The sequence below is a fragment of the Nakamurella sp. PAMC28650 genome, assembly GCF_014303395.1.
Classification (GTDB): domain Bacteria; phylum Actinomycetota; class Actinomycetes; order Mycobacteriales; family Nakamurellaceae; genus Nakamurella.
Genome location: NZ_CP060298.1, coordinates 4,803,876 through 4,824,184 on the forward strand (window position 1 = coordinate 4,803,876; position 20,309 = coordinate 4,824,184).

Consider the following 20,309-nt stretch of genomic DNA (forward strand, 5'->3'; position numbering starts at 1 on the left):
CGGTCAGCTGCCCACCGCGACCGGCCGACGAACGGCCGTCGGGTGCGACCTGGCACACCCGGGCTCGCTCGCGACCAGATCGGTGGCCAACCTGCGCACCAGCTGGGTCAGGGCACGGACATCGGTCTCGGACCAGTGGGTGATCCGGTCGGCGATATCTGATCCGGCCGTCTCGGCGGCTGCGCTCAGTGCCGATTCCCCGGCCGGGGTGAGCCGGACGAGCTGGGCCCGGTGGTCGAGATCGTCCTTCACCCGTCCGACCAGGCCGGCCGCCTCCAGCGCGGTGATCTGCCGGCTCGCAGCCGAGACGTCGATCATCAACATCTCGGCCAGAGCGGAGACCCTGGCACCCGGCGTGCCGTCCAGAGCGCTCATCATCATGAGCGCCCCGGCGTCCTGCTTGTACTTCGTGGAGCGGCGGCGGGCCCTGGTCAGCTGCTGCAGCGACCGGATCAGGTCGACGCAGTCGGCGGTGGTGGGTGGCGTCGTCTCGGTCTTCACAATTACTCATGCTAATCATATTGCTTGCATGACTCAAGCAACTGTGACGCGGATGACCCGCTCGCCCGGGTCGGCGAGCGCAACCGTCAGCCGGCCATCCGCAGCAGCTGACGGAAGTCGTTGGCCGCCAGGGGCGGAGCGAACAGGAAGCCCTGGCCGAGCAGGCATCCGGACTTCCTGGCCCTGGCGGCCTGCTCCGAGGTCTCGACACCCTCGATGACGGAATCGAATCCGAGATCGTCGGCCAGCCCGAGGAGCGCGCGGAGAACGGCATCCCCGACCAGGGTGCCCAGCGCGGCGGTGACGCTCCGGTCCAGTTTGATCCCGTCGATCGGCAGGTTCATGACCTGCTCCATCGAGGAGAAGCCGGTGCCGAAATCATCCAGCACGATGCGGAAGCCGCAGGCGCGCAGATCCTCGAGCAGGTGCCCGCCTCCGGGGTGGAACGCGAGGGCCGCGGTCTCGGTGACCTCGAAATCGATGCTGTCCGGCGAGATGCCCGCATCGAGCACGGTGTCGGTCAGCGCCACCAGAGCGTCCGGATTGTCGAGATGCCGGGCCGAGAGATTCACGTTCAGCCGCAGATCCGGTGTCCGGCTCTGCCAGTGCCGCAGGTCCGTCGCCGCCTGGCGGAGGATCGACAGATCGAGGTCGATCACGATGTCGGAGTCCTCGGCGAGCGGGACGAACCCACCGGGCTGGATCAGCCCGCGGGCCGGATGGTGCCAACGCGCGAGGGCCTCCACCGACCGCACCTTCCCGGAGGCGAGGTCGACCACCGGCTGGTAGAACGGGACGATCTGGCCGCTGTCGATCGCGGCCGCCAGGATCTCTGCTTCCGCCGTCGATCCGGCCGGCCCGGACCCCACGCGGCGCATCAGTTCGAGTTGGTCACGGACCACGGCGGCGGCCGACTGCAGCTTCTCCAGCTGGCCGTTCCCGAACTCCCGCGGCACCGTGTCCAACAGGCAGAGGCTTCCTATGGCGATCCCCTCACGCCCGATGATCGGCACCCCGATGTACGAACGGACGTGGGCCGCGCTCGCTGGAATGACATCCATGTCCTGCAACGCGGTCGGCCGCCCGTCGCGGACGACCTGATGGCAGAGCGTCTGCGAGCGTGGCCGGATGCCGGTGTCCATTCCCACTGCTGCGATCGTGTGCTGGCTCTCGGAGTCGAGCAGGTTGACCAGGACCATCGGGAAACCGAAGTGGTCCGCGACGAGTCGGACGAAATGGCTCAGGGCCGTGTCGGTCGTCGAACGGCCGATGTAGTGCCGTGCGGAAAGGTGTTGCTGTCGTTTCCTGACGATTCGTTCCACTGCCGACCTCCGAGCCCGCGTGCTCCCGCACGGCGGTAGGCTTTTCCCTCCAAGGAGACAACCTGTGGCGAAGTTGAACCCCGGTTCAGGTCATCCTCAACGGTTCGTCACGGCGCGCGGCGCAGATGGTCCGGTTTATCACGATTCGGTCACGTTGCGGAGCGGCGGAGCTCTGCGTCCGGTGTCCAGCTCATCACCAGGTCCGGCTCTTTCTCCTCGTTGTCCTGACCGGACGCGAACGAGCTGACCACGAAGCCGTGCCTGCGGTAGAACGCCCGAGCCTGATGGTTCCGTTGGAAGACGTACAGTCGCAGACCCTTCGGGCTGACCAGCTTCACCTGCTCGAGCAGCCTGGATCCCACCCCCGTCCGCAGGTGCTCCGGCCGGACGTAGAGGTGGTCGAGGCTGTCGCCGGACACCGCGGCGAAACCGATGATGCGCTCGCCTGATGTGGCCACGAGCACGGTGCTGGACGGCAGCACCGACGTGGCGAAATACGTGCGGACGTCGGCGGCGCTGTGCAGGTCCGGCAGATACGGCATCCTAGCCCGCCGCGAGATCAGGTGCACATCGGCGCTCTCGGCCGCATCGGCAGCGGTGGCGCCCCGGATCAGGATGTTCACCCGACCGGCTGCGGTGCGGGGACGAAGCGTCTGGTCCAGACCCGATCACCGGAGACCAGCGTTCCGCCGGCCCCGATGATCAGCAGACACTGCATGTCGATCGCGGCGGGATCCAGCCGTCCCAGCGTCGTCGTCTCCACCGACTCGCCGGGCCGGCCGACCGACCGTCCGATCACCACCACTGTCTCCGGCGAACGGTGCTCCAGGAGCACCTGCTTGGCCAGGGCAACCTGGGTGGCCCGTGTGCGGGAGCCCGGGTTGTAGATCGCCAGGACCAGATCCGACTCCGAGATCTTGCGCAGCCGATCGGCGATCACGTCCCATGGTTTGAGCCGGTCCGACAACGACATCACCGCGTAGTCGCCGCCCAGCGGAGCGCCTGCGGCCGCGGCCACCGCCTGCGCCGCCGTGATAGCCGGCAGCACCGTGATCCTGACCCCGGAGTAGATCTCGTCCTGCGCGGCCTCGAACACCGCCGACGCCATCCCGAACACCCCGGCGTCACCGCCGGAGACGACGGCCACCCGCTCCCCCGCCAGCGCCAGATCGAGCGCGAACCGGGCACGGTCCACCTCGACGGTATTGCCCGAGGCATGCCGACGCAGTCCGGCGCGCTGCGGAATTCGATCGACATACGGTGCGTAGCCGACGATGTGGTCGACGATGGCGAGCACGTCGGTCACCTCGGGCGTGATCCACCGCTCCGGCCCCGGGCCGAGCCCGACCACGAACAGCTCGGCCGGATCAGTCCGGGCGACGGGCGGGACGGGTTGTGCCACAGCACCATCGGCGGACGCATCGCCGACCTGACGATCGGCACCGGGCACCAGGATGATCGAGAAATACGGCACGGCACCAGGGTCGACGTCACGCACCGGGATCATGGCCTGACCCGGGATCGAGGCACGCTCCACGTACCACGCTTCGTCCAGGCGCCCGGCCTCGGCCAGCGCGGCCCTGACCGCCGGAAAGGTGCGCCCCAGCTTCATGATCGCCGCGGCCTGGGTGTCGGCCAGCCGTCTGGCCAGTTCCGGCTGCGGCAGCGTCCCGGGCAGGATCGTCAGGACGTCCTCGTGACGCACCAGGGGTTTTCCGGCGACCGCGGCGGCCGCCGACACCGACGTCACCCCCGGTACCACCTCGGTGACGAACGAGGGGGCGAGACGGTCGTGCAGGTACATGTAGGAGCCGTAGAACAGCGGGTCGCCCTCGCACAGGACGACGACGGTACGCCCGGCGCGCAGGTGCACCGCGAGTCGCTCCGCGGACGAATCGTAGAAGTCGACCATCGCGCCCCGGTACCCACCCGGGTGCGCCGTGCGCTCGGTGGTCACCGGGTAGACGAGAGCCTCCTCGATCACCCCGCGGGGCAGTAGAGCGGCGGCGATCGACCGTGCGATGGATCGGCCGTGGGTGCCGGAGTGATAGGCCACCACGTCGGCGGCGGCGATCAGCCGGGCCGCCTTGAGCGTGACGAGTTCCGGATCACCGGGGCCGAGGCCCACCCCGTAGAGGAGCCCCGACATCACTCGCGCTCCTGGGCCAGGGCGTTGACGGCCGCGGCGGCCAGTGCCGACCCGCCGCGGCGTCCACGCACCACGACGTAGGGAATACCCGACTCGTGTTGCAACAGAGCCTCTTTCGATTCCATGGCGCCGATGAAACCCACCGGGATGCCGACGATGACGGCTGGTCGTGGACCTCCTGCCGAGATCATCTCCAGCAGGTGGAACAGCGCGGTCGGCGCATTGCCGATGGCGACCACGGCGCCGGCCAGCCGTTCGCCCCACAGCGACACCGCGGCAGCGGATCTGGTGGTGTCCCACCGCCTGGCCAGTTCGGGTACCCGCGGATCCCGCAGCAGGCAGATCACGTCGTTGGCAGCCGGTAGCCGAGCCCGGGTGATCCCGGAGGCGACCATGTTGGCGTCGGTGAAGATCGGCGCCCCGGACTCGAGTGCCGCCCTGGCCGCCGGCACCAGGTCGGGGTGCACCCGGAGATCGGCCACCAGGTCGATCTGTCCGGTCGCGTGCACCATCCGGACGGCCAGCTTCTCCGCGGCGGCCGGGAGCCCGGACATGTCCGTCTCCCGCCGGATCGTCGCGAACGACCGCAGATAGATCTGGGCGCCGTCGGTCACGTAGTCGTACCGGCGGGGCGGCGGCTGCGGTTGCTGCGGTTGCTGCGGTTGGGCATCGGTGGCGATTCCGAGGTGGTTCGTCGTCACGGAGCAGTCCTGGCCAGTGCAACGGCGCGGCTCAGGGACGCGGTGGTGCTGGTGTGTTCGAACAATTCGGGTGACGACGGCGACGGACCGCCGGCGGCAGGGCGGCGCGTCACCACCTGGCGTGAACCGGTCAGGGCCAACACCTCCACGTGGTCGACGGCGGGTGATCCACACCGGCGCTCGCAGGCGACGACGTGGACCGGACGAGTGTCCGGCCCTCCACCCGCCGTGGCCAGGAGCGTGGCGATCGGGCGGGTGACCGCGGCGGCGGAAGCGCACCCGGGCGCCCCGGTGCAGGCGGACACCCCGTGCCGGCCGGAGTGCGGATCGGTCACCAGGCCGGCCTTCTCGAGATCGGCGACCAGGGCGTCGAGGTCGGTCACCGGCGATCTCAGATCGGGTATCACCAGGGTCCGCCATGGCGTGACGATCAATTCGCCGCTCCCGGCGTCGATGGCTGCCGTGGCGGCGACCCGGATCTGGGCCGGGTCCAGCAGTCCCAGCGGCACACCGACCACCAGGAGATCCTGGCCGTTGGACTGGTGCAGCACGCCGAGTCGAGCAGGGTCCGACGGTCGAGCGGGGTCGGACGGGACGGGGCCCACCGGCCCCGGGACGTCCGCGGCATCCAGCCCGAGCCCACCCCACAATCCGGTGCCGGCATCGGGCAGGTCGGCAACGTGCCAGGCCGCGGACGGACCGTGGCCGCGGGCACGCTGGAAGGCGACGGCCAGCGCCAGCATCAGGTGCGCCGCCTCGCGGAGCGCCACCACCGGACCCGGTCGACCGCCGACGGTCAGGGTGGCGTCGCCGGGGCCGACGGCGTAGAGGCCGAGATCGTGTGCAAGCGGCAGCACGTCACCCCGCCCGTCGTCCAGCCCGAACAGAAAGCGACCTGGCAGTGACGCGAGAAGTGGTGTGCTGCAGAGCAGATCGTCCAGCTCGTCGACGAGCTCGCGGAGATCCGCCGACCCTCCGCAACGACCGGTGAGCGGCGAACAGATGATGTTGCGCACCATCTCGTGCGTGGCCGAAGGCAGCAGGCCGGCCCGGGTCACCGCGTCGACCAGAGCCACCGGCGCCTCGCCGTCGTCGCCGGTCCGTACTCCCCGCAGCTGCAGGTTGCCTCTGGAGGTGAGCTGCACCTGGTGGTCGCCGAACTCGACGGCTGCCATGGACACGGCCTGCAGGGCCGATGCAGGGATCCGGCCGCCCGGCAGTCGCAACCGGACCAGTGCGCCGTCCGCGGCGAGATGGGGTCGCAGCAGTCCGGGGCAGCGGTCGACCTGCGTTCTGGGCACAGGTCGGGCCGGGGCGCTCACCCCCACATGGTGGCATGCCCTCCGGTCCCTCTCGGCCCGGCGGGTGGGCCGAGAGCGTCTGCGGGAACACGCGCCACGGTCCCGGCCGCCGTGGGGCAGCCGGGACCGTCTGGAACGCGGCAGATCAGCCGAGGCGGATGACCTGGCCCGGGTAGATCAGGTTCGGGTCGCCGATCACGTCGGAGTTGGCGGTGGCCAGTGCCTGCCAGCCGCCCGCGAGATGCCTGGACACCGCGATCCGGGACAGGGTGTCGCCCGATTTCACGGTGTAGGTACCGTCCGCGGCGCTGCCACCGGAGACCTGCTTCGGCGTGGCCGCCGAAGTGGCGGCCGGGGTGGGCGGAGCATCCGACCCTGACGAACGGGACGGGCTAACGGAGTTCGAGCGGGCGTCGGCCGAGCCGGCGTTCGAGTTGCCGGAATCACCCGGGCCCGAGTTCGTGCTGCCCGAGTTCGTGCTGCCCGAGTTCGTGCTGCCCGTGTTCGTGGTGGCCGGGTTGCTGCCCGAGTTGCCGGTACTGGATCCCGCGGGGGCACTGCGGTTGGTGACCCCTTGGCCGGTGGCTCCGGCCTGCACCGAGCAGACCGGCCACGCGCCCCAGCCCTGTGCGGCCAGTGTTTTCTCGGCCACTGCGATCTGCTGATCCTTGGAGGCGCCGTTGGCCTGAGCCGCGTAGGCCGTGCCACCGAAAGCGGCCCAGGTGGACTGCGAGAACTGCAGTCCGCCGTAGTAGCCGTTGCCGGTGTCGATCGCCCAGTTGCCGCCGCTCTCGCACTGGGCGACCGCGTCCCAGGGGGAGACCGGCGCGGCGGAGGCCGGCGCGACCATCCCGAGCAGCGGGACCCCGATCACCACGCCGGCGGTCGCGGTACGCAGGGCCAGTGTGCGGCCCGAGGTCATCAGGCCGGAGGGTCGGCGGTGCCGACCGGTGTAGCGAGTGTTCATCTGGATCTTTTCCCCTTGCTGCGCCTACGAGGTGAGCTGTCGGGTGCGGGCGATGCCGATGTCCCGTGTCGCGCGGAGGCGACACGAAAGTCGGCATGGGGAATCGCCCGGTCGGCTGGTGGGGGTGATGCCGTGGCGTCACTCCGGGCCGACTTGACCCCAAGGATGTCGAAGGACTTCCGTAGAACGGTGGGTCCCCCGCCGCTGTCCGAGCCTTTCTATCCGTGAGGGTTCCGTGGGTCGGATTGGACAGCGCTCGGCGCGGTGAACCACGAAGTCATCTGGGTGGCAATTGATTTCGGTGCTGCTGTCAATCGCCTGTGGTGAACATACGATGCATTCCTGAAGAGTCCCTGACCAGATCGGGACATAACGGAACGATAACGAGTGTCCCCGGTGGGTGTTCTGTGGCATATTCCCAGCTCCGGACAAATATTGATCTTCATCGGGAAATGTGGCCCAGCCCACAGAAATAGTGCTTCTGCCTGCCACGTCCCGAAGCCGATCGAGCGGTGACACGGGTCGGGGGGACACCCCCAGATCGAAGGTCGGTCGGTCGTCGCTCGCCGCGAACCCGGCCGCCGCCGATCGAGAGGCTGTCGGTGGCGGCCACTAGCGTGAGGTTCATGAGGAGTCCGGCGTTCCGACCGTCTCTGCCCGTCCGGGTGATCATGCTGTCGGCCGCCTACTCCCCGCTGCTGCTGCTGCTCGCGCTGCTCGACTCGTTCCGGCTGGACTGGCTCCGGTGGGTGTTCGTGGCCCTCGCCGTCGCCGGCGTCCTGGGGACCGTGCTGTTCCTGACGGTCGCGATCCCGCGGCGCAACGGGTCGCCGGAGCAGGTCTACAGCGTCAAGCCCCGGGAGGGAGAGGCGCTCAAGTTCTTCGCGTCCTATGTGGTCCCGTTCTTCGTGACGGCGACCGCGAGCGGCTCGGTTCGCTGGGGGCTGCTGATCTACCTGTCGATGATCGCCGTGCTCTATCTGCAGGGCGACCTCTACTTCTCGAATCCGCTGCTCGCCGCACTCGGCTACCGGGTGTTCGAACTCGGTCGGGCCGACCGGGGCTCCCTCCTGGTGATCAGCCGATCGTGGTACCTGGCCCCCGGCGAGAACATCTTGCTCGTCCCACTCGGCGGTTACATCTACATCCAGCAACGCCCGCCCGGACCGGAGGACACCACACCATGACGCAGAGCCCGAACGAGTCCGATGTCCGCGTCCGGCTCGCCGCCCTGGTCGATGCGTCCGCCCTGTCCGTCGATCTGCTGCTGGTGGATGCGCACCGCTCGGACGCGCCGATCGTCTACGACGTACCGATCAGCGCAGAACTGGCCGGCCAACTGCTGGCCCAGGTGGCCGAGACCGCATCCGTCGCCCTCGACGCCGAACTCCGGCCGGTGCAGCCCGGTTTCACCCCCGGACCGGCGCAGTGGGTCCATGCGCAGATCGTCGACGGGCCGCTGGCCGATCTCGAACCGCTGGTCCGTGCCCCGACGCACCAGCAGTACGACCGCGACGCCGAATTCGGTCGTCGAAGCCTGATGGTGTTGCGGGTGCGATCGCGCGACGGGGCCGAGTTGGGTCGCCTCTACCAGGGCTTCTCGCCGGAGAAGGCGCTGGCGCACAGCAAGCGGATCCTGGCGTTGTGGAACGGTGAGCAGTTCGCTTCGCTCGATGCGGAGCCTCTGGTGATCGATCGCGCCCTGCGGCTCTTCGCCTTCGACGACGTGGCGGTGATGAAGAGCAACAGCGCCTACGAATCGCTCTTCGGGGCGCTCCCGGACCTCAGGGTCCAGGCCGCGGCACCTTCGCGGCCACCTTCGGCAAACTGGACATCGTCGGCGCCGACGAGCTGCAGGCCGCCTGTGAATCGGACATCAACATGATGCGCAAGCTGTCGAGCATCGGGCACAAGATGGCCCAACCGGGGTATCCCGCCGCCCTGGACATGCCCAGTGTGCTGTCCTTCCTGGCGCGCAATCCGCACATCGACGTGCCGGTCGACACCTCCGGGGTCACGCCCGCCCTGGTCTTCAGCGCGCAGGCCCAGCACCGCTGGGCACTGCTCAAACTGCTGGACGACGACTTCCTGCGTTCCGACCTCACCAACATCAACTACGAGGCCAACTCCAAGAGCGAGGTCCCGTCCTCCTGACGGGTCGGGCACACTGGCCGGTGACGCCGGCACCGGCAGATCTCGCATTTCGCACAGGGGAGAACACCGATCACCGTGGCACGCACCAACTGGGCCGGCAACGTCGTCTTCTCCGCCGCTGACTTCGGCGCCCCGGCGACGGTGGCCGAGCTGCAGCACACCGTTGCAGCGGCGGATCGCGTACGAGCGCTGGGCAGCGGTCACTCCTTCAACCGGATCGCCGACACCACCGGGCGTCTGCTGTCCGTGGCCGAGCTTCCGGCGGTGCTGGACATCGACTCGGCCGGCGCGCAGGTCGAGGTGAGCGGCGGTACGCGCTACGGCGAACTCGGACGGGCCCTGCAGTCGGCCGGGTTCGCGCTGCACAACACCGGTTCGCTACCTCACATCTCGGTGGCTGGTGCCAGCTCGACCGGCACCCACGGGTCCGGCTCGGGAAACGGCAATCTAGCCACCATCGTCTCGGCGGTCGAATTGGTCACGGCCGACGGCGATCTCGTCGCCCTGAGCCGGGATTCCGAGGGTGAACGGTTCAACGGAATGGTCCTGGCGCTGGGTTCGCTGGGCGTCATGACGACGCTGACGTTGGACCTGGTGCCGACCTTCGACATCCGTCAGGACGTCTACGAGGGCCTCCCGGCCGCCCGACTCGACCAGCACTTCGACGAGGTGATGTCCTCCGGCTACAGCGTCAGCGTGTTCACCGACTGGAAACCGTCCGGGCTGCATGTCATCTGGCGCAAGAGCCGGGTGTCGGGTGCGGCGGTCGACGCCGACCCGGAATGGCTCGGCGCACGGCTGGCCACCGTCGAGCACAACCCGGTGCCCGGGATGCCGCCGCAGAACGCCACCGCCCAACTCGGGCAACCCGGCCCCTGGAACGAACGCCTGCCGCATTTCCGGCTGGATTTCACCCCCAGCAGCGGGGAGGAGCTGCAGTCCGAGTATCTCCTGCCGCGACACCATGCCGCCGCGGCCCGGCAGGCGCTGCAGGAGATCGCCGACCTCATCGCCCCGGTGTTGATGATCTCGGAATTCCGCACCGTCGCCGCAGACGACCTGTGGCTCAGTCCGAGCTACCGGACCGACGCCATCGCCTTCCACTTCACCTGGATCCGCGATCCTGCCGCGGTGTCGCCCGTCCTGACGGCGATCGAGGAGCGGCTCGCCCCGTTCGGCGCCCGGCCGCATTGGGGCAAGGTCTTCAACACGAGCCCCGTGTCGTTGGACGGTCTCTACGAACGATTGCCCGATTTCCGCGCGCTGGTCACCTCGCTCGATCCGGCCGGCAAGTTCCGCAACGACTTCCTGGACCGGCTCGTGATGGAGCGCTCCTGACGAGCTGAGACTGCCGGCAGCACGGCGCGGATCGGTCGGTGCATCGATCGGTGCAGTCGCGGATCGGTGCAGTCGCGGATCGGTGCAGTCGCGGATCGGTGCAGTTGCGGATCGGTACAGTCAGAGGCAACAGCCGCCCGTCCATCCGGTGGGGTGAACTGAACCCGTGGGAAGTGCTGCGGGCCGATTGCGCAGACGTCAGGGGGCCAAAGAGTTGTCGTCCACGGTGAGGCGTCCGGCCGTACTGCTACGGCGCTCGCCATCACTGTGGCTGCTGATCGGCCTGGTGCTGCTCTCCCTTCTGGGCAGGCACCTCCTCGGCGGCCACGACTCGGCCGGCCACCACGTCGTGCTGAATTCGGCCGCCACCGCATCCGCCGCACCGTCGACGGCGCCCTCCGCGACACGCGTGGCAGCGGGCATGGGGGTCGATAGCGCCAGGGGTGCCCCCGCCGAGCCCACCCGCGCCGTCGCCCCACCCACCGATGCATCCCACGGGGACGGCCCCGTCGTGATCGGTTGCGTGCTCCTGCTCCTGGTCGGACTCGTGACCGCACTGTCGTGCCGGCTTCGACAGCGCTCGCTCGACGACCGGACGCCGGTGGGATGGCTTGCACTGCAGGGGAATCTCCGCGGTCCCCCGGACCCGGTGGCACGGCTGGCGCTGTGCGTGCAGCGGACCTGAGGGGACTCGTCGTCACCTGATCCGGATCTCGATCGGTGCGCCGTTCGCTCTGCCGTCCTGCTCTCCTTCACCAGTGCATGCCCCCGGAGTTCTCATGTCAACGTCCCCGCGCGGGCGACTCGTCGTCGCCGCCGTCCTTTTCCCCCTGATCCTCGCCTCGTGCACGATCGACCCGTCGACCGGACCCGTCGCCATCAGCTCGGCGACCTCGAGCGGCGTGTCCCTGCCCGGAGCCACCTTCCCGAGCGGCGCCCCCTCACCGACCACCGCCTCCTCACCCACCGTCGACACCTCCCGGACGACTGGGTCCTCCGCTCCGTCGTCCCCGACACTCCCGTCCACCACGGCCGTTCCGGCGCCCCGGATCCGCACCAGCCCGGCGGACGGAGCGGACGGGATCTCCCCGACCGCGCCGGTCACCGTCCGGGCCCAGGCCGGCACCTTCTTGCGGGTGGCCCTGACCAATCCCGAGGGCAGACCCGTCACCGGAGCCTTCTCCGCGGGACGGACGGTCTGGACCTCTACCGAACCGCTCGGATACCGACGCAAGTACACCCTGACGGCCGGCGCCGTCCGCCCGGGCGCACCGCGCACCGAGTCCACGTCGTCCTTCACCACGCTGTCCCCGTTGCAGACCATCTACCCCTCGTTCTTCCCGAACCCGACCATGAAGACCGTCGGCGTCGGCCAGCCGATGGTGATCATCTTCGACAAGGCGCCGGTCGACCGGGTCGCTGCCGAGAAGGCCCTGTCGGTGAAAACGGTGCCGGCGGTGAAGGGTTCCTGGTTCTGGTGGGACGACCGCACGGTCCACTACCGACCCAGCACGCACTGGAAGCCCGGCACCGAGGTCACCGTCTCGGCCAACCTCTACGGGGTCCACCTCGGCGGCGGATCCTACGGCGAGGCGGATCGCAGCATGAGCGTCACCATCGGGCCCTCCAGGATCGCCACCATCGACGACGCGACCAAGCAGATGCAGGTCTTCGTGGACGGCCGGAAGGTCAAGACGTTCCCGGTGTCGATGGGGATGGACAAGGAGGTCACGGTCGCAGGTCAGAAGATTTCCTTCGTGACCCCGTCCGGCACCTATGTCGCGCAGGAGAAGTACGAGGTCAAGCAGATGAGCTCCGCCTCCTACGGCCTGCCGGTGAATTCCTCCCTCGGGTACGACTCCCGCATCCCGCTCGCGATGCGGTTCTCCGACGGAGGGATCTTCGTGCACGCGGCGCCCTGGTCGGTGGCCGACCAGGGCGTGCGCAACGTGTCCCACGGTTGCATCAACCTCGGACCGGCTGCGGGTCGGTGGTTCTACGACAACTTCGGCCACGGTGACGTGATGACGGTGAAGGGCACCTCGACCCGGCTCGACCCGTCCGACGGCTTCGGCGACTGGAACATCAGCTGGGACAAGTGGCTGGCCGGCAGCGCCCTGGCCTGACGCCCCCACCCCCACTACCCCCACCCCCCCACCCCGTCGAGCGGTGAGGTAAACCGGGCAAATCAGACAGAATTCGACAACAACCCACCGATGGATGAACCTGTCAGGGTTGCCGGGCGCCGAGCATCCGCTTGAGCTTGGCCGGCGGAGCGGGATGGTTGACGCCGATGACCTGTCGGAGTCCGCCGTCGGAGGGCCAGGTGAGCAGCGCGGACAAGGCTTCCAGGGACCCCTCGGAGGTGACGGGAACACCGGCGGGTCCGGGCGGTCCGGCCATCTTGATGTGCAGGCCGAACTGCTCGGTCCAGGCGTACATCGACGGTCGGTAGACCGGGGCGTCCTCCCCGTGCAGGAGGGCCAGGGCAGCTGCTCGCGCCTGTTCGACGGCGTTCGTCCAGGTGGGAGTGCGAAACGCGTTCCCACCTTGGCCGATCGACAGCGCGACCTCGCCGGCCGCGACGATCTCCGGGCTCACCCGGCAACGCTGGTCGACGAGAACGCCGGCCCCGAGCCGGATTCCCGACCCTTCGAGCCACTCCACGTTCGGGATGTCACCCACGGCCGAGATCACGACGTCGGCCTCCCAGCGCCGACCGTCAGCAGTGAGAACGCCGGTCGGAGCCGGAGATCCGATGAGGCGCACGCCCTCGCCTTCCACCTCGATCCGGACGCCCCTCCCGATCGCGGCCGCCCTGACCGCCCCTCCCACGGTCGCGCCCAGCAGACGATCGAGCGGGGGCGCGACGTCGATGACGGTGACCTGCTTCCCGAGAGTGCAGCAGGTGGAGGCGATCTCCATGCCCAGGAAGCCGCCCCCCACGATCAGCACCGAATCGCACCGCGCGATCTCGTCCCTGAGTCGGAGGCAGTCCTGCTGGGTGCGCAGGACCCGTTCGTCCTGATCGGCGGTCCCGATTCGGCGGGCCCTCGCGCCGGTGGCGATGATCAGCCCGTCGTAGGACACATCGCCCCCGGCCGTCCGAACGGTGCGGCCCCGCGGGTCGAGACCGACCGCCGGAGTTCGCAGGCGCAGATCGACTGCGTCGGACATCGGCGCCAGTGCCACGCTCTCCAGGGATTCGTTGCCGGCCAGGACTTTCTTGGACAGCGGGACACGTGTGTACGGCTGCGACCCCTCGTCGCTGAGCACGGTGATCGAACCGTCGAAGTCGGCCGCGCGTAGCGTCTGCACCGCCGTCACGGCGGCAATCGAACCGCCGACCACGACCACCCGGCGCAGCGTCATGGGGTGGTCCGCAGGGCTGCCACCGGGCAGACCCGCGCGCCTGCTTCGGCTTTGCGCTCCAATTCCGGGGGAAGCTGCCGATGCCGGAGCATCACGACGGTGTCGTCGTCCAATTCGTAGACTTCCGGAGCGACATCCGCGCAGAGCCCATGCCCCTCGCAGCGGTCGCGGTCGGCCCAGATCTGCATGTTTTTCTCCTTGACGTTGATTCAGCCCGCGACGAGGCGCAGGGGAAGGCTGCGGTAGGCGCGCAGCAAGCTGTTGACGACGCGCACCGGCTCACCGGCCGGTTCGATCCGGGCCACGCGAGCGGCCAACGCGGTGATGACGGCAGCGAATACGAGTCGGGCCAAGCCCTGTCCGGCGCAGGCGTGCACCCCGTAGCCGAGTCCGAGATGATCTGCGTTGTCCCGCAGGATGTCGAACTTCTCCGGGTCGTCCCACCTGCGTTCGTCACGGTTGGCCGAGGCGTAGAGGACGGCCACCCTGGCGCCATCCGGGACGGGCGTGCCATCCAGCACCGTCGGGCCGGAAGTGACCCGGGTGAAAGTCCGCAATGGCGACTCGAGCCGGACGACCTCGTTGAACGCGCCCCCCACCAGCGACGGGTCCTCCCGCAGGAGAGCCCACTGGTCCGGGTGCTGCGAGAACAGGTCAAGTGCCGAGCCCAGAGCGCTGATGGTCGTCTCCAGCGAGGGTCCGAAGTAGTCCAGCAGCAGGGCCGGACACTGTTCGACGGTGATCTTGCCGGTATCGGCCGACGTCAGGAGATCTTCACCGAGCGAACCGGGAGCAAGGCCACGGGTCAGCACGAGCTGCTCGGCATAGCGGCCCAGCTCCCCGGCCAGCTGACCGGCCGCGGGGGTCCGCTCGCTCGGCGGACCCAGCGCCTCGATCGCACCACCGGCCCATTCCAGCAACCGATCTCGGCAGTCCTCGGGGAAGCCCAGGAATTCGGGTACCACCGACATCGGCATCGCCTGCGCGAGATCTGCTACTCCATTGATGACCTCGCGTTCAGTGGCCTTCACCACCACCTGCTCGGCCAGTTGCTGGATCCGCTCACGTTCGCCGCGCAGCGCGCGAGGGGTGAGTCGATGCGCCACCACGGTCCTCAGGTGATCGTGGACGGGCTGGTCGCTGGCCAGCGTCGTGCCCCGGATCAGTTCGTTGGCGAATTCGTTGAAACCCACTCCCTCACCGGAACGAAACGTTCCCGCGTCGGCGAACACCGTCCGGACGTCGTCGTAGCGACCGACCGCGAGAACGTTCTGTGCTCCCAGCAGGACTACCGGCCCGAGGTCCCGGATCGCCCGGTAGTGGGGGTACGGATCTTCGATGGCGGCGCGGCTGAAGATATCCGGTTCGTAGATCGGGACAGCCATTTCTTGCCTCTCCTTGCGACGGGACGAAGACGCGCCGCGTTGTCGATATCCCACTCGTCGAAAACCGATTCGGTATTCGGATATGGCGACGATAGGGCATGATGGCCCCACGGGCAAGCGGTGCGGAGGAGGATTCGATGCGGGCGGTAGCAGCGAACGATCGTCCGACGTCCGGGCCTCCTCCCGACGGCGAGACTGACGGACCAGACGGACCAGACGGACCAGACGGAGTCGACGGAACAGACGGAGCTGACGGAGTCGAACCAGCTGACAGGGCTGATGCGATCGCAGCCAGCCGGTGGGTCCGGCTCCCCCAGCAGCAACGGGCCCGCCGCACCATCGAGCGGGTCCTGGACGCCGGCGCCGAACTGCTGGCCGAGTCGGGGTACGCGGGCTTCTCCATCAGCGAGGTCTGCCGGCGCAGCGCTGTCTCCCCGGGGGCTCTCTACGAACGGATCGACGGCGGCAAGGACGCGCTGTTCCTGGCCATCCACGAACGCGAACTGGCCAGGATGACCGCTGGCATCAACGTCTTCATCGACGGCGCGCGCTGGTCGGCACTCAGCTCCGAGGACCTGGTGACGGAGGTGGTGCACGAGCTGGGACGGCACTACCTGGGCGACGAGCGCCTTCTCAAGGTCTTCATCCTGCGCGCGGCCGTCGATGAACGGACCCGCATCCAGGGCTCTGCCGCCGGTCGTCGTCTGGAGATGGCGGTCACCTCGCTACTGCTCCGGAGGGCGAAGGACTACCCGCACCCGGATCCGTCCGCCGCCGTGCTCACGGCCTACCGGGTGGTGGTGGATTCGCTTTCCTGGCGGATCGCGTTCGGCGTCGACCATGCCTCGGTCCAGGAGCAGACGGCGCAGGACTGGCTGGAGCGGCTCACCGCAGTGGCCCGTGGATACCTGCTCGGGCCGCCGGGCTGACTGCTCCCCCGGAGCAGCGATCTCATCGGCTGCTCCCGACTACCGCTCCCGATTGCTCCTTGCCTGATCCCTCCCTTGTCACCGTTCCCGTTTCCGGGACCGGACCCGGGCGGCGGGTATCCCCGGGACCGAAATCCCTGGAACGACGGTGTTCTCGATGGTGCCGATGCCCTCGACCGTCATCCGCACGCGGTCACCGGGCTTCAGCGGCGGCGGGTCGACGCGGCCGTTGCGGCCCCACAGTTCGCCGAGACAGCCGCCGTTGCCGCACGTTCCGGACCCCAGCACATCACCGGCCCGCACCCAGGTTCCGCGCGAGGCGTAGGCGACCAGATCCTCGAACGGCCAGCCCATGTTGGAGAGCAGATCCTGTCCGATCAGCTCGTCGTTGACCCAGACCCGCATGTCCAGAGCGAGAAACCCGTCACCATCGACGAACTCGTCCAGCTCGTCGGCGGTGACCAACCAGGGGCCGAGGGTACTGGCCGAGTCCTTGCCCTTCGCCGGGCCCAGGTTGACCTTCATCTCCCGCCGCTGCAGATCGCGCGCCGACCAGTCGGAGGATCGTGTATCCGAAGATGTGCTCCCGCGCCTGCCCGGGGCTCAGGGACGTTCCGTCCGTTCCGATCACCGCTGCGACCTCCAGCTCGAAGTCCAGCAGTTCCGATCCGGGAGGCACTGCGACGTCGTCGTGGGCACCGACCAGCGCATAGGGATTGGTGAAGTAGAAAGTCGGCGCCTCGTACCATTCCGGTGCCACTCCGGACCCGCCGCTGACGCTGGCCACCACCCCCTCCACATGTTCCTCGAAGGCCACGAAGTCCCGGATCGTCGGTGGCTGCAACGGTGGAAGGAGCCGCACTTCGGCCAACGGGATTCCCGGGCCCTGCACGGCCTGCGTGCCCGCGTCGATGGCGTCGGGCTGACCGGCCCGGACCAGGTCGAGCACCGTCCGGCCGTCGGTGAGGGGATGCATCGAGTCTGCGGAGACCACCCCCGCCCTGACGACCCCCTCGTATTCGTAGGTCGCGAATTTCATCGCCGGCTACACCGGGGGGGCCACGAACAGGCCCTTGTCGGGGTCGTTGAACGACTTCCGGGCCACGAACTCGTCCATCGCGTTGGCGGTCCCCCACTGGTCGGAGACCTCGGGATCGGAGAAGTCGTGCATGGACGGGTGCCAGGTGTCCTCGTCCAGTCGTTCGAGTTCGGTGGTGTATTCGATGGTGTTGCCGTGGGGATCGAGGAAGTAGCTGAAGGTGTTGTTGCCTGCCTTGTGCCGGCCCGGCCCCCAGATCTTCTCCACCCCGGCCCGCAGCAGGCGTCCGGTTCCGCGCATGTACTCGTCGATCCCGCGCATCTCGAACGAGGCATGGTGCAGCGACGCGTGGGGTCCGCGGGCGATGGCAAAACTGTGGTGCCAGTCGTTGCACCGCATGAACCACATCATGTTGCCCATTCGCGGGTGCATCAGGGTGTCCGACAGCGCGAAGGACAGGTACTTCTCGTAGAAGGCCTTGGTGCCCTCCGGATCCGGTGAGTTGACCACCACGTGGGAAAGGCGCACCGGGATCGATTCCCTCTCCTCGATCCTGCGGTGCGCCCGCACGTCCACATCCGAGCTGATCTCGATGCACCGGCCGTCGTTGTCGAAGAACCGAAAACCGTAACCACCGCCCGGAGTGTCCAGCGCGGCCGGCTCGGTGACCATTTGGACGCCATCACCGGCGAGCCGGAGGGCCAGGGTGTCGACATCGGCTGCGTCGGCGGCCCCGAACGCGATCAGATCGATCCGCTTCTCGTCCGCCTGGCGCAGCCGGACGACGTACTGCTCCGGTGATCCCTCCGCGGCCAGGAAGGTGACCCCGGAGTCGCTGTGCTCGGCCTTGAGACCCCAGTGCCCGGTGTAGAACTCGAGCTGCCGGGCGTGGTCGGGCACGGCTAGGTCGACGTGCCGGAGGTGGGTGATCAGGCGGTCGGTCATGCTTTCACTCCTTGGAAACTTTCGGGAGACACGCTTTCGGAAGACGGGCCAGGGGGGCACACGCCGAGCGCCTGCGCGTTGCCTGTGGTGATGGCGTACTCCGCATCGGCGCCGAGACCGGCGGCCAACACACGGTCCACCGGGTCGGTGACGCCCATGTCGAACGGATAGTCCGAACCCATCAGGACCCGGTCAGGGCCGGCCGCGGCCACCAGTGCTCGCAACGCCTCCGGCGTGTGGACCAGGGAGTCGAAGTGGAGTTTCCGGAGGTAGCTGCTCGGCTTCTGCAGGCAACCTCTGGCCTCCGGCCGCACCTCCCAGGCGTGGTCGGAGCGGCCGAGAAAGGTCGGCAGGTAGCCCCCGCCGTGGGCGGCGAGCAGCTCGAGCCCCGGATGCCGATCCAGCACCCCCGAGAAGATGAGATGGGAGAGGGCGACGGCATTCTCGACCGGCTGACCGACCGTGTTGGAGAGGTAGAAGTGGTCCAGACGTTCGTCGAGGGTGCAGCCGAACGGATGCAGGAAGATCACTGCACCCAATTCGGCCGCTCGTCGCCAGAACGGTTCCAGCCGCTCGTCACCCAGTTCGATCGTCCGGCCGGCCGTCGGTGCGTGGGAGGAGATCTCCACCCCGACCAGACCGCATTCGCCCACCGCGTCGTCGAGCAACTCCACGCACAGGTCCGGATGCTGTAATGGCACCAGGCCCAGACCGGTGAAGCGGGTCGGTTCCTCGGCGACGATCGCGGCCACGCCGCGGTTCGCCGATCGGCACACCACCTTTGCCAGTTCGGGTTCGGCCCAGTAGTGATACTGCGACGGTGACGGCGAGATCACCTGCACCGCAACGCCGGCTGCGTCCATATCGGCCAGACGGCGATCCAGCACGGTCAACTGGGGGATCCGCGAGCCGAACATCCTCCCGGAGACCGCCATCGACTCGGCGCCGTTCCGCCGGGCGTCGAGTTCACGATGAGCGGCCAGGCCGGGCTGTCCGGCCACCGCCGCCTCCACCTCGGGCACGATGACGTGGGCGTGCACGTCTACCGTCCTGGTCGACGCCGCTGCTCCCGACGTCATGCCGGCACGCTGACCAATGCCGAGATGCGGCCCATCAGAGCGGGCACGTCGCCCCGCTCGTGGTCCAGCAGCCACTGGCCGAGTTGGTTGGAGGCATCCACCACCGCCTTCGCGCGGTCGAATCGCCGGGCCGTGAAGGCCGCCCACAGTTGTTCGTCGAGATCGTGGGCGCCGATCAGCAGCTCGGCCAGGACGGCGGCGTCTACTAGCGCCTGGGCGGCGCCCTGGGCCAGGGTCGGCGGGCACGAGTGCGCGGCATCGCCGATCAACACCACGCGTCCGCGGTGCCAATCGCCCTCCAGCACATGGGTTTCGAACCAGGTGTAGTTGATGCTCGACGGGTCGTCGAGAAGTTCCCTGATCAAGTCCCACGGCCCGTGGTATCCGGTGGAGAGTTCGCGCATGGCCGCCAGCTGCTGCTCGGGCGTCAGGACGCTGCGGTCCTGGGCATCCTCCACCAGGTAGGCGTAGAGCGAGTCCTGTCCGGTCGGGCAGTAGCCGGCGATGTAGCAGGGGCCGCCGTAGATCAGGTCGGTCCGCACCACGGACTCCGGTCGGCCGGTGAACGCGCGCCAGATCCCCATCCCCGTCGACCTCGTCTCCAGTTCGATGCCCAGGGCCCGCCTGGTCCAGGACCGGATGCCGTCGGCACCGATCACGAGGTCGTAGCGTCCGGTCGAGCCGTCGGCGAAGCTCACGTCGATCCCGCTGTCGTCCTGCGCCAACGCGGTGTGAGTGGTGCCGAACCGGAACTTGACGCCCACCTCGGCGGCCCGGTCGAGCAGGATGCGCGCCAGTTCCGGCCGCGGCATACCGACGGTCGCCGGGAGATCGGCACCGCCGGTGCGAGCGTCGGGCATCTCGACCAGCAGGGTTCCATCGGCGTCAGGTGCGCGCAGACCGAGCGAGTCGAAGGGGTAACCGGCCGACAGGATCTGATCCCAGACCCCGAGCTGCCTCAGGACCCGCAAGGCGTTGCCCTGCAACGTGATACCGGAGCCGATGGCGGTGGCGTCCGGTTTCACCTCGACCAACTCGACCGCGACGCCGGCCTGGGCCAGCAGGATGGACACCGCGGTTCCGGCCGGACCACCGCCGACCACCAGAACTGTGTTCACAGCAGGCAT

Annotated in this window: 20 protein-coding genes, 1 pseudogene and 1 riboswitch; of the genes and pseudogenes, 7 read left to right on the forward strand and 14 right to left on the reverse strand. The window is 68.7% G+C overall.

All coding sequences use genetic code 11. The features are described from left to right. Window positions 1-3: 3 nt before the first annotated feature. The 7 genes from H7F38_RS21830 to H7F38_RS26305 all read right to left on the reverse strand — a co-directional run bounded on the left by H7F38_RS21830 (window position 4) and on the right by H7F38_RS26305 (window position 6,941). Window positions 4-501, reverse strand: a complete 498-nt coding sequence (locus tag H7F38_RS21830; protein WP_222618249.1) for a MarR family winged helix-turn-helix transcriptional regulator — start codon at window positions 499-501, stop codon at window positions 4-6. An 86-nt stretch (window positions 502-587) separates the two neighbouring features. Then, window positions 588-1,823 (reverse strand): EAL domain-containing protein, encoded by a 1,236-nt coding sequence (locus H7F38_RS21835; protein WP_187091744.1) that lies wholly within the window; start codon window positions 1,821-1,823, stop codon window positions 588-590. A 149-nt stretch (window positions 1,824-1,972) separates the two neighbouring features. Continuing rightward, the gene (locus H7F38_RS21840; protein ID WP_222618250.1) at window positions 1,973-2,446 is read right to left on the reverse strand and encodes a GNAT family N-acetyltransferase; all 474 of its coding nucleotides are present in this window, start codon (window positions 2,444-2,446) and stop codon (window positions 1,973-1,975) included. Next, window positions 2,443-3,972: a precorrin-2 C(20)-methyltransferase gene (locus tag H7F38_RS21845; RefSeq protein ID WP_187091745.1), complete on the reverse strand. Its 1,530-nt coding sequence runs from the start codon at window positions 3,970-3,972 to the stop codon at window positions 2,443-2,445. Before H7F38_RS21845 ends, H7F38_RS21840 begins: the two co-directional genes overlap by 4 nt. Further along, a complete protein-coding gene (locus H7F38_RS21850) occupies window positions 3,972-4,652 on the reverse strand; it encodes a precorrin-8X methylmutase (protein ID WP_187094894.1) in 681 nt (226 codons plus the stop codon). Before H7F38_RS21850 ends, H7F38_RS21845 begins: the two co-directional genes overlap by 1 nt. Before the next feature lie 17 nt (window positions 4,653-4,669). After that, window positions 4,670-5,995 (reverse strand): hypothetical protein, encoded by a 1,326-nt coding sequence (locus tag H7F38_RS21855; protein WP_222618251.1) that lies wholly within the window; start codon window positions 5,993-5,995, stop codon window positions 4,670-4,672. Window positions 5,996-6,119: 124 nt separating this feature from the next. Beyond that, a complete protein-coding gene (locus tag H7F38_RS26305) occupies window positions 6,120-6,941 on the reverse strand; it encodes a transglycosylase family protein (RefSeq protein WP_222618252.1) in 822 nt (273 codons plus the stop codon). A gap of 7 nt (window positions 6,942-6,948) precedes the next feature. Beyond that, a riboswitch (cyclic di-AMP (ydaO/yuaA leader) is annotated at window positions 6,949-7,165 on the reverse strand. 402 nt (window positions 7,166-7,567) lie between these two features. Here H7F38_RS26305 and H7F38_RS21865 point away from each other — a divergent pair. From H7F38_RS21865 to H7F38_RS21890, 6 genes are all read left to right on the forward strand, one after another. Beyond that, window positions 7,568-8,128, forward strand: a complete 561-nt coding sequence (locus H7F38_RS21865; protein WP_187091746.1) for a hypothetical protein — start codon at window positions 7,568-7,570, stop codon at window positions 8,126-8,128. Next, on the forward strand, window positions 8,125-8,826 hold the full coding sequence (locus tag H7F38_RS21870; RefSeq protein WP_187091747.1) for a hypothetical protein: 702 nt from the start codon (window positions 8,125-8,127) through the stop codon (window positions 8,824-8,826). The genes H7F38_RS21865 and H7F38_RS21870 overlap by 4 nt, the downstream gene beginning before the upstream one ends. Beyond that, window positions 8,823-9,095 (forward strand): hypothetical protein, encoded by a 273-nt coding sequence (locus H7F38_RS21875; protein ID WP_187091748.1) that lies wholly within the window; start codon window positions 8,823-8,825, stop codon window positions 9,093-9,095. Before H7F38_RS21870 ends, H7F38_RS21875 begins: the two co-directional genes overlap by 4 nt. A 69-nt stretch (window positions 9,096-9,164) precedes the next feature. Further along, complete coding sequence (locus H7F38_RS21880) at window positions 9,165-10,433, forward strand: FAD-binding protein (protein WP_187094896.1); 1,269 nt, start codon at window positions 9,165-9,167, stop codon at window positions 10,431-10,433. A 226-nt stretch (window positions 10,434-10,659) separates the two neighbouring features. Beyond that, entirely contained in the window at window positions 10,660-11,118 is a 459-nt protein-coding gene (locus H7F38_RS21885; RefSeq protein WP_187091749.1) for a hypothetical protein, read from the forward strand. A 94-nt stretch (window positions 11,119-11,212) separates the two neighbouring features. Continuing rightward, window positions 11,213-12,559 carry an Ig-like domain-containing protein gene (locus tag H7F38_RS21890; RefSeq protein WP_187091750.1) on the forward strand — a complete coding sequence of 449 codons (1,347 nt, stop codon included), beginning with the start codon at window positions 11,213-11,215 and terminating at the stop codon, window positions 12,557-12,559. A 103-nt stretch (window positions 12,560-12,662) separates the two neighbouring features. Here the strand turns inward: H7F38_RS21890 and H7F38_RS21895 are convergent, their stop codons facing one another. Genes H7F38_RS21895 through H7F38_RS21905 form a run of 3 tightly spaced genes read right to left on the reverse strand, consistent with a single transcriptional unit; the run spans window position 12,663 to window position 15,190 of the window. Further along, window positions 12,663-13,805: an NAD(P)/FAD-dependent oxidoreductase gene (locus tag H7F38_RS21895; protein ID WP_222618253.1), complete on the reverse strand. Its 1,143-nt coding sequence runs from the start codon at window positions 13,803-13,805 to the stop codon at window positions 12,663-12,665. Beyond that, window positions 13,802-13,993 carry a ferredoxin gene (locus H7F38_RS21900; RefSeq protein ID WP_187091751.1) on the reverse strand — a complete coding sequence of 64 codons (192 nt, stop codon included), beginning with the start codon at window positions 13,991-13,993 and terminating at the stop codon, window positions 13,802-13,804. The genes H7F38_RS21895 and H7F38_RS21900 overlap by 4 nt, the downstream gene beginning before the upstream one ends. Before the next feature lie 21 nt (window positions 13,994-14,014). Then, complete coding sequence (locus tag H7F38_RS21905) at window positions 14,015-15,190, reverse strand: cytochrome P450 (protein WP_187091752.1); 1,176 nt, start codon at window positions 15,188-15,190, stop codon at window positions 14,015-14,017. A gap of 137 nt (window positions 15,191-15,327) precedes the next feature. On the opposite strand from H7F38_RS21905, the gene H7F38_RS21910 reads away from it, so the two are divergent. After that, the gene (locus H7F38_RS21910) at window positions 15,328-16,119 is read left to right on the forward strand and encodes a TetR/AcrR family transcriptional regulator (protein WP_187091753.1); all 792 of its coding nucleotides are present in this window, start codon (window positions 15,328-15,330) and stop codon (window positions 16,117-16,119) included. Window positions 16,120-16,197: 78 nt separating this feature from the next. Here the strand turns inward: H7F38_RS21910 and H7F38_RS26780 are convergent. The 4 genes and pseudogenes from H7F38_RS26780 to H7F38_RS21930 form a co-directional block, all read right to left on the reverse strand. Beyond that, window positions 16,198-17,158: pseudogene (locus H7F38_RS26780) on the reverse strand (fumarylacetoacetate hydrolase family protein). A gap of 6 nt (window positions 17,159-17,164) precedes the next feature. Next, a complete protein-coding gene (locus tag H7F38_RS21920) occupies window positions 17,165-18,103 on the reverse strand; it encodes a VOC family protein (protein ID WP_187091754.1) in 939 nt (312 codons plus the stop codon). Further along, entirely contained in the window at window positions 18,100-19,182 is a 1,083-nt protein-coding gene (locus H7F38_RS21925; protein ID WP_187091755.1) for an amidohydrolase family protein, read from the reverse strand. Before H7F38_RS21925 ends, H7F38_RS21920 begins: the two co-directional genes overlap by 4 nt. Further along, window positions 19,179-20,309, reverse strand: coding sequence for an FAD-dependent oxidoreductase (locus H7F38_RS21930; protein WP_187091756.1), 1,131 nt, complete (start codon window positions 20,307-20,309; stop codon window positions 19,179-19,181). Before H7F38_RS21930 ends, H7F38_RS21925 begins: the two co-directional genes overlap by 4 nt.

Bases quoted from the DNA above. Each gene is read 5' to 3' on its own strand.
- H7F38_RS21845 (WP_187091745.1), bottom strand. From the start codon at position 3,972: ATGTCGGGGCTCCTCTACGGGGTGGGCCTCGGCCCCGGTGATCCGGAA.
- H7F38_RS26305 (WP_222618252.1), bottom strand. From the start codon at position 6,941: ATGAACACTCGCTACACCGGTCGGCACCGCCGACCCTCCGGCCTGATG.
- H7F38_RS21865 (WP_187091746.1), top strand. From the start codon at position 7,568: ATGAGGAGTCCGGCGTTCCGACCGTCTCTGCCCGTCCGGGTGATCATG.
- H7F38_RS21870 (WP_187091747.1), top strand. From the start codon at position 8,125: ATGACGCAGAGCCCGAACGAGTCCGATGTCCGCGTCCGGCTCGCCGCC.
- H7F38_RS21875 (WP_187091748.1), top strand. From the start codon at position 8,823: ATGATGCGCAAGCTGTCGAGCATCGGGCACAAGATGGCCCAACCGGGG.
- H7F38_RS21890 (WP_187091750.1), top strand. From the start codon at position 11,213: ATGTCAACGTCCCCGCGCGGGCGACTCGTCGTCGCCGCCGTCCTTTTC.
- H7F38_RS21895 (WP_222618253.1), bottom strand. From the start codon at position 13,805: ATGACGCTGCGCCGGGTGGTCGTGGTCGGCGGTTCGATTGCCGCCGTG.
- H7F38_RS21900 (WP_187091751.1), bottom strand. From the start codon at position 13,993: ATGCAGATCTGGGCCGACCGCGACCGCTGCGAGGGGCATGGGCTCTGC.
- H7F38_RS21905 (WP_187091752.1), bottom strand. From the start codon at position 15,190: ATGGCTGTCCCGATCTACGAACCGGATATCTTCAGCCGCGCCGCCATC.
- H7F38_RS21910 (WP_187091753.1), top strand. From the start codon at position 15,328: ATGCGGGCGGTAGCAGCGAACGATCGTCCGACGTCCGGGCCTCCTCCC.
- H7F38_RS21920 (WP_187091754.1), bottom strand. From the start codon at position 18,103: ATGACCGACCGCCTGATCACCCACCTCCGGCACGTCGACCTAGCCGTG.
- H7F38_RS21925 (WP_187091755.1), bottom strand. From the start codon at position 19,182: ATGACGTCGGGAGCAGCGGCGTCGACCAGGACGGTAGACGTGCACGCC.
- H7F38_RS21930 (WP_187091756.1), bottom strand. From the start codon at position 20,309: ATGCCTGCTGTGAACACAGTTCTGGTGGTCGGCGGTGGTCCGGCCGGA.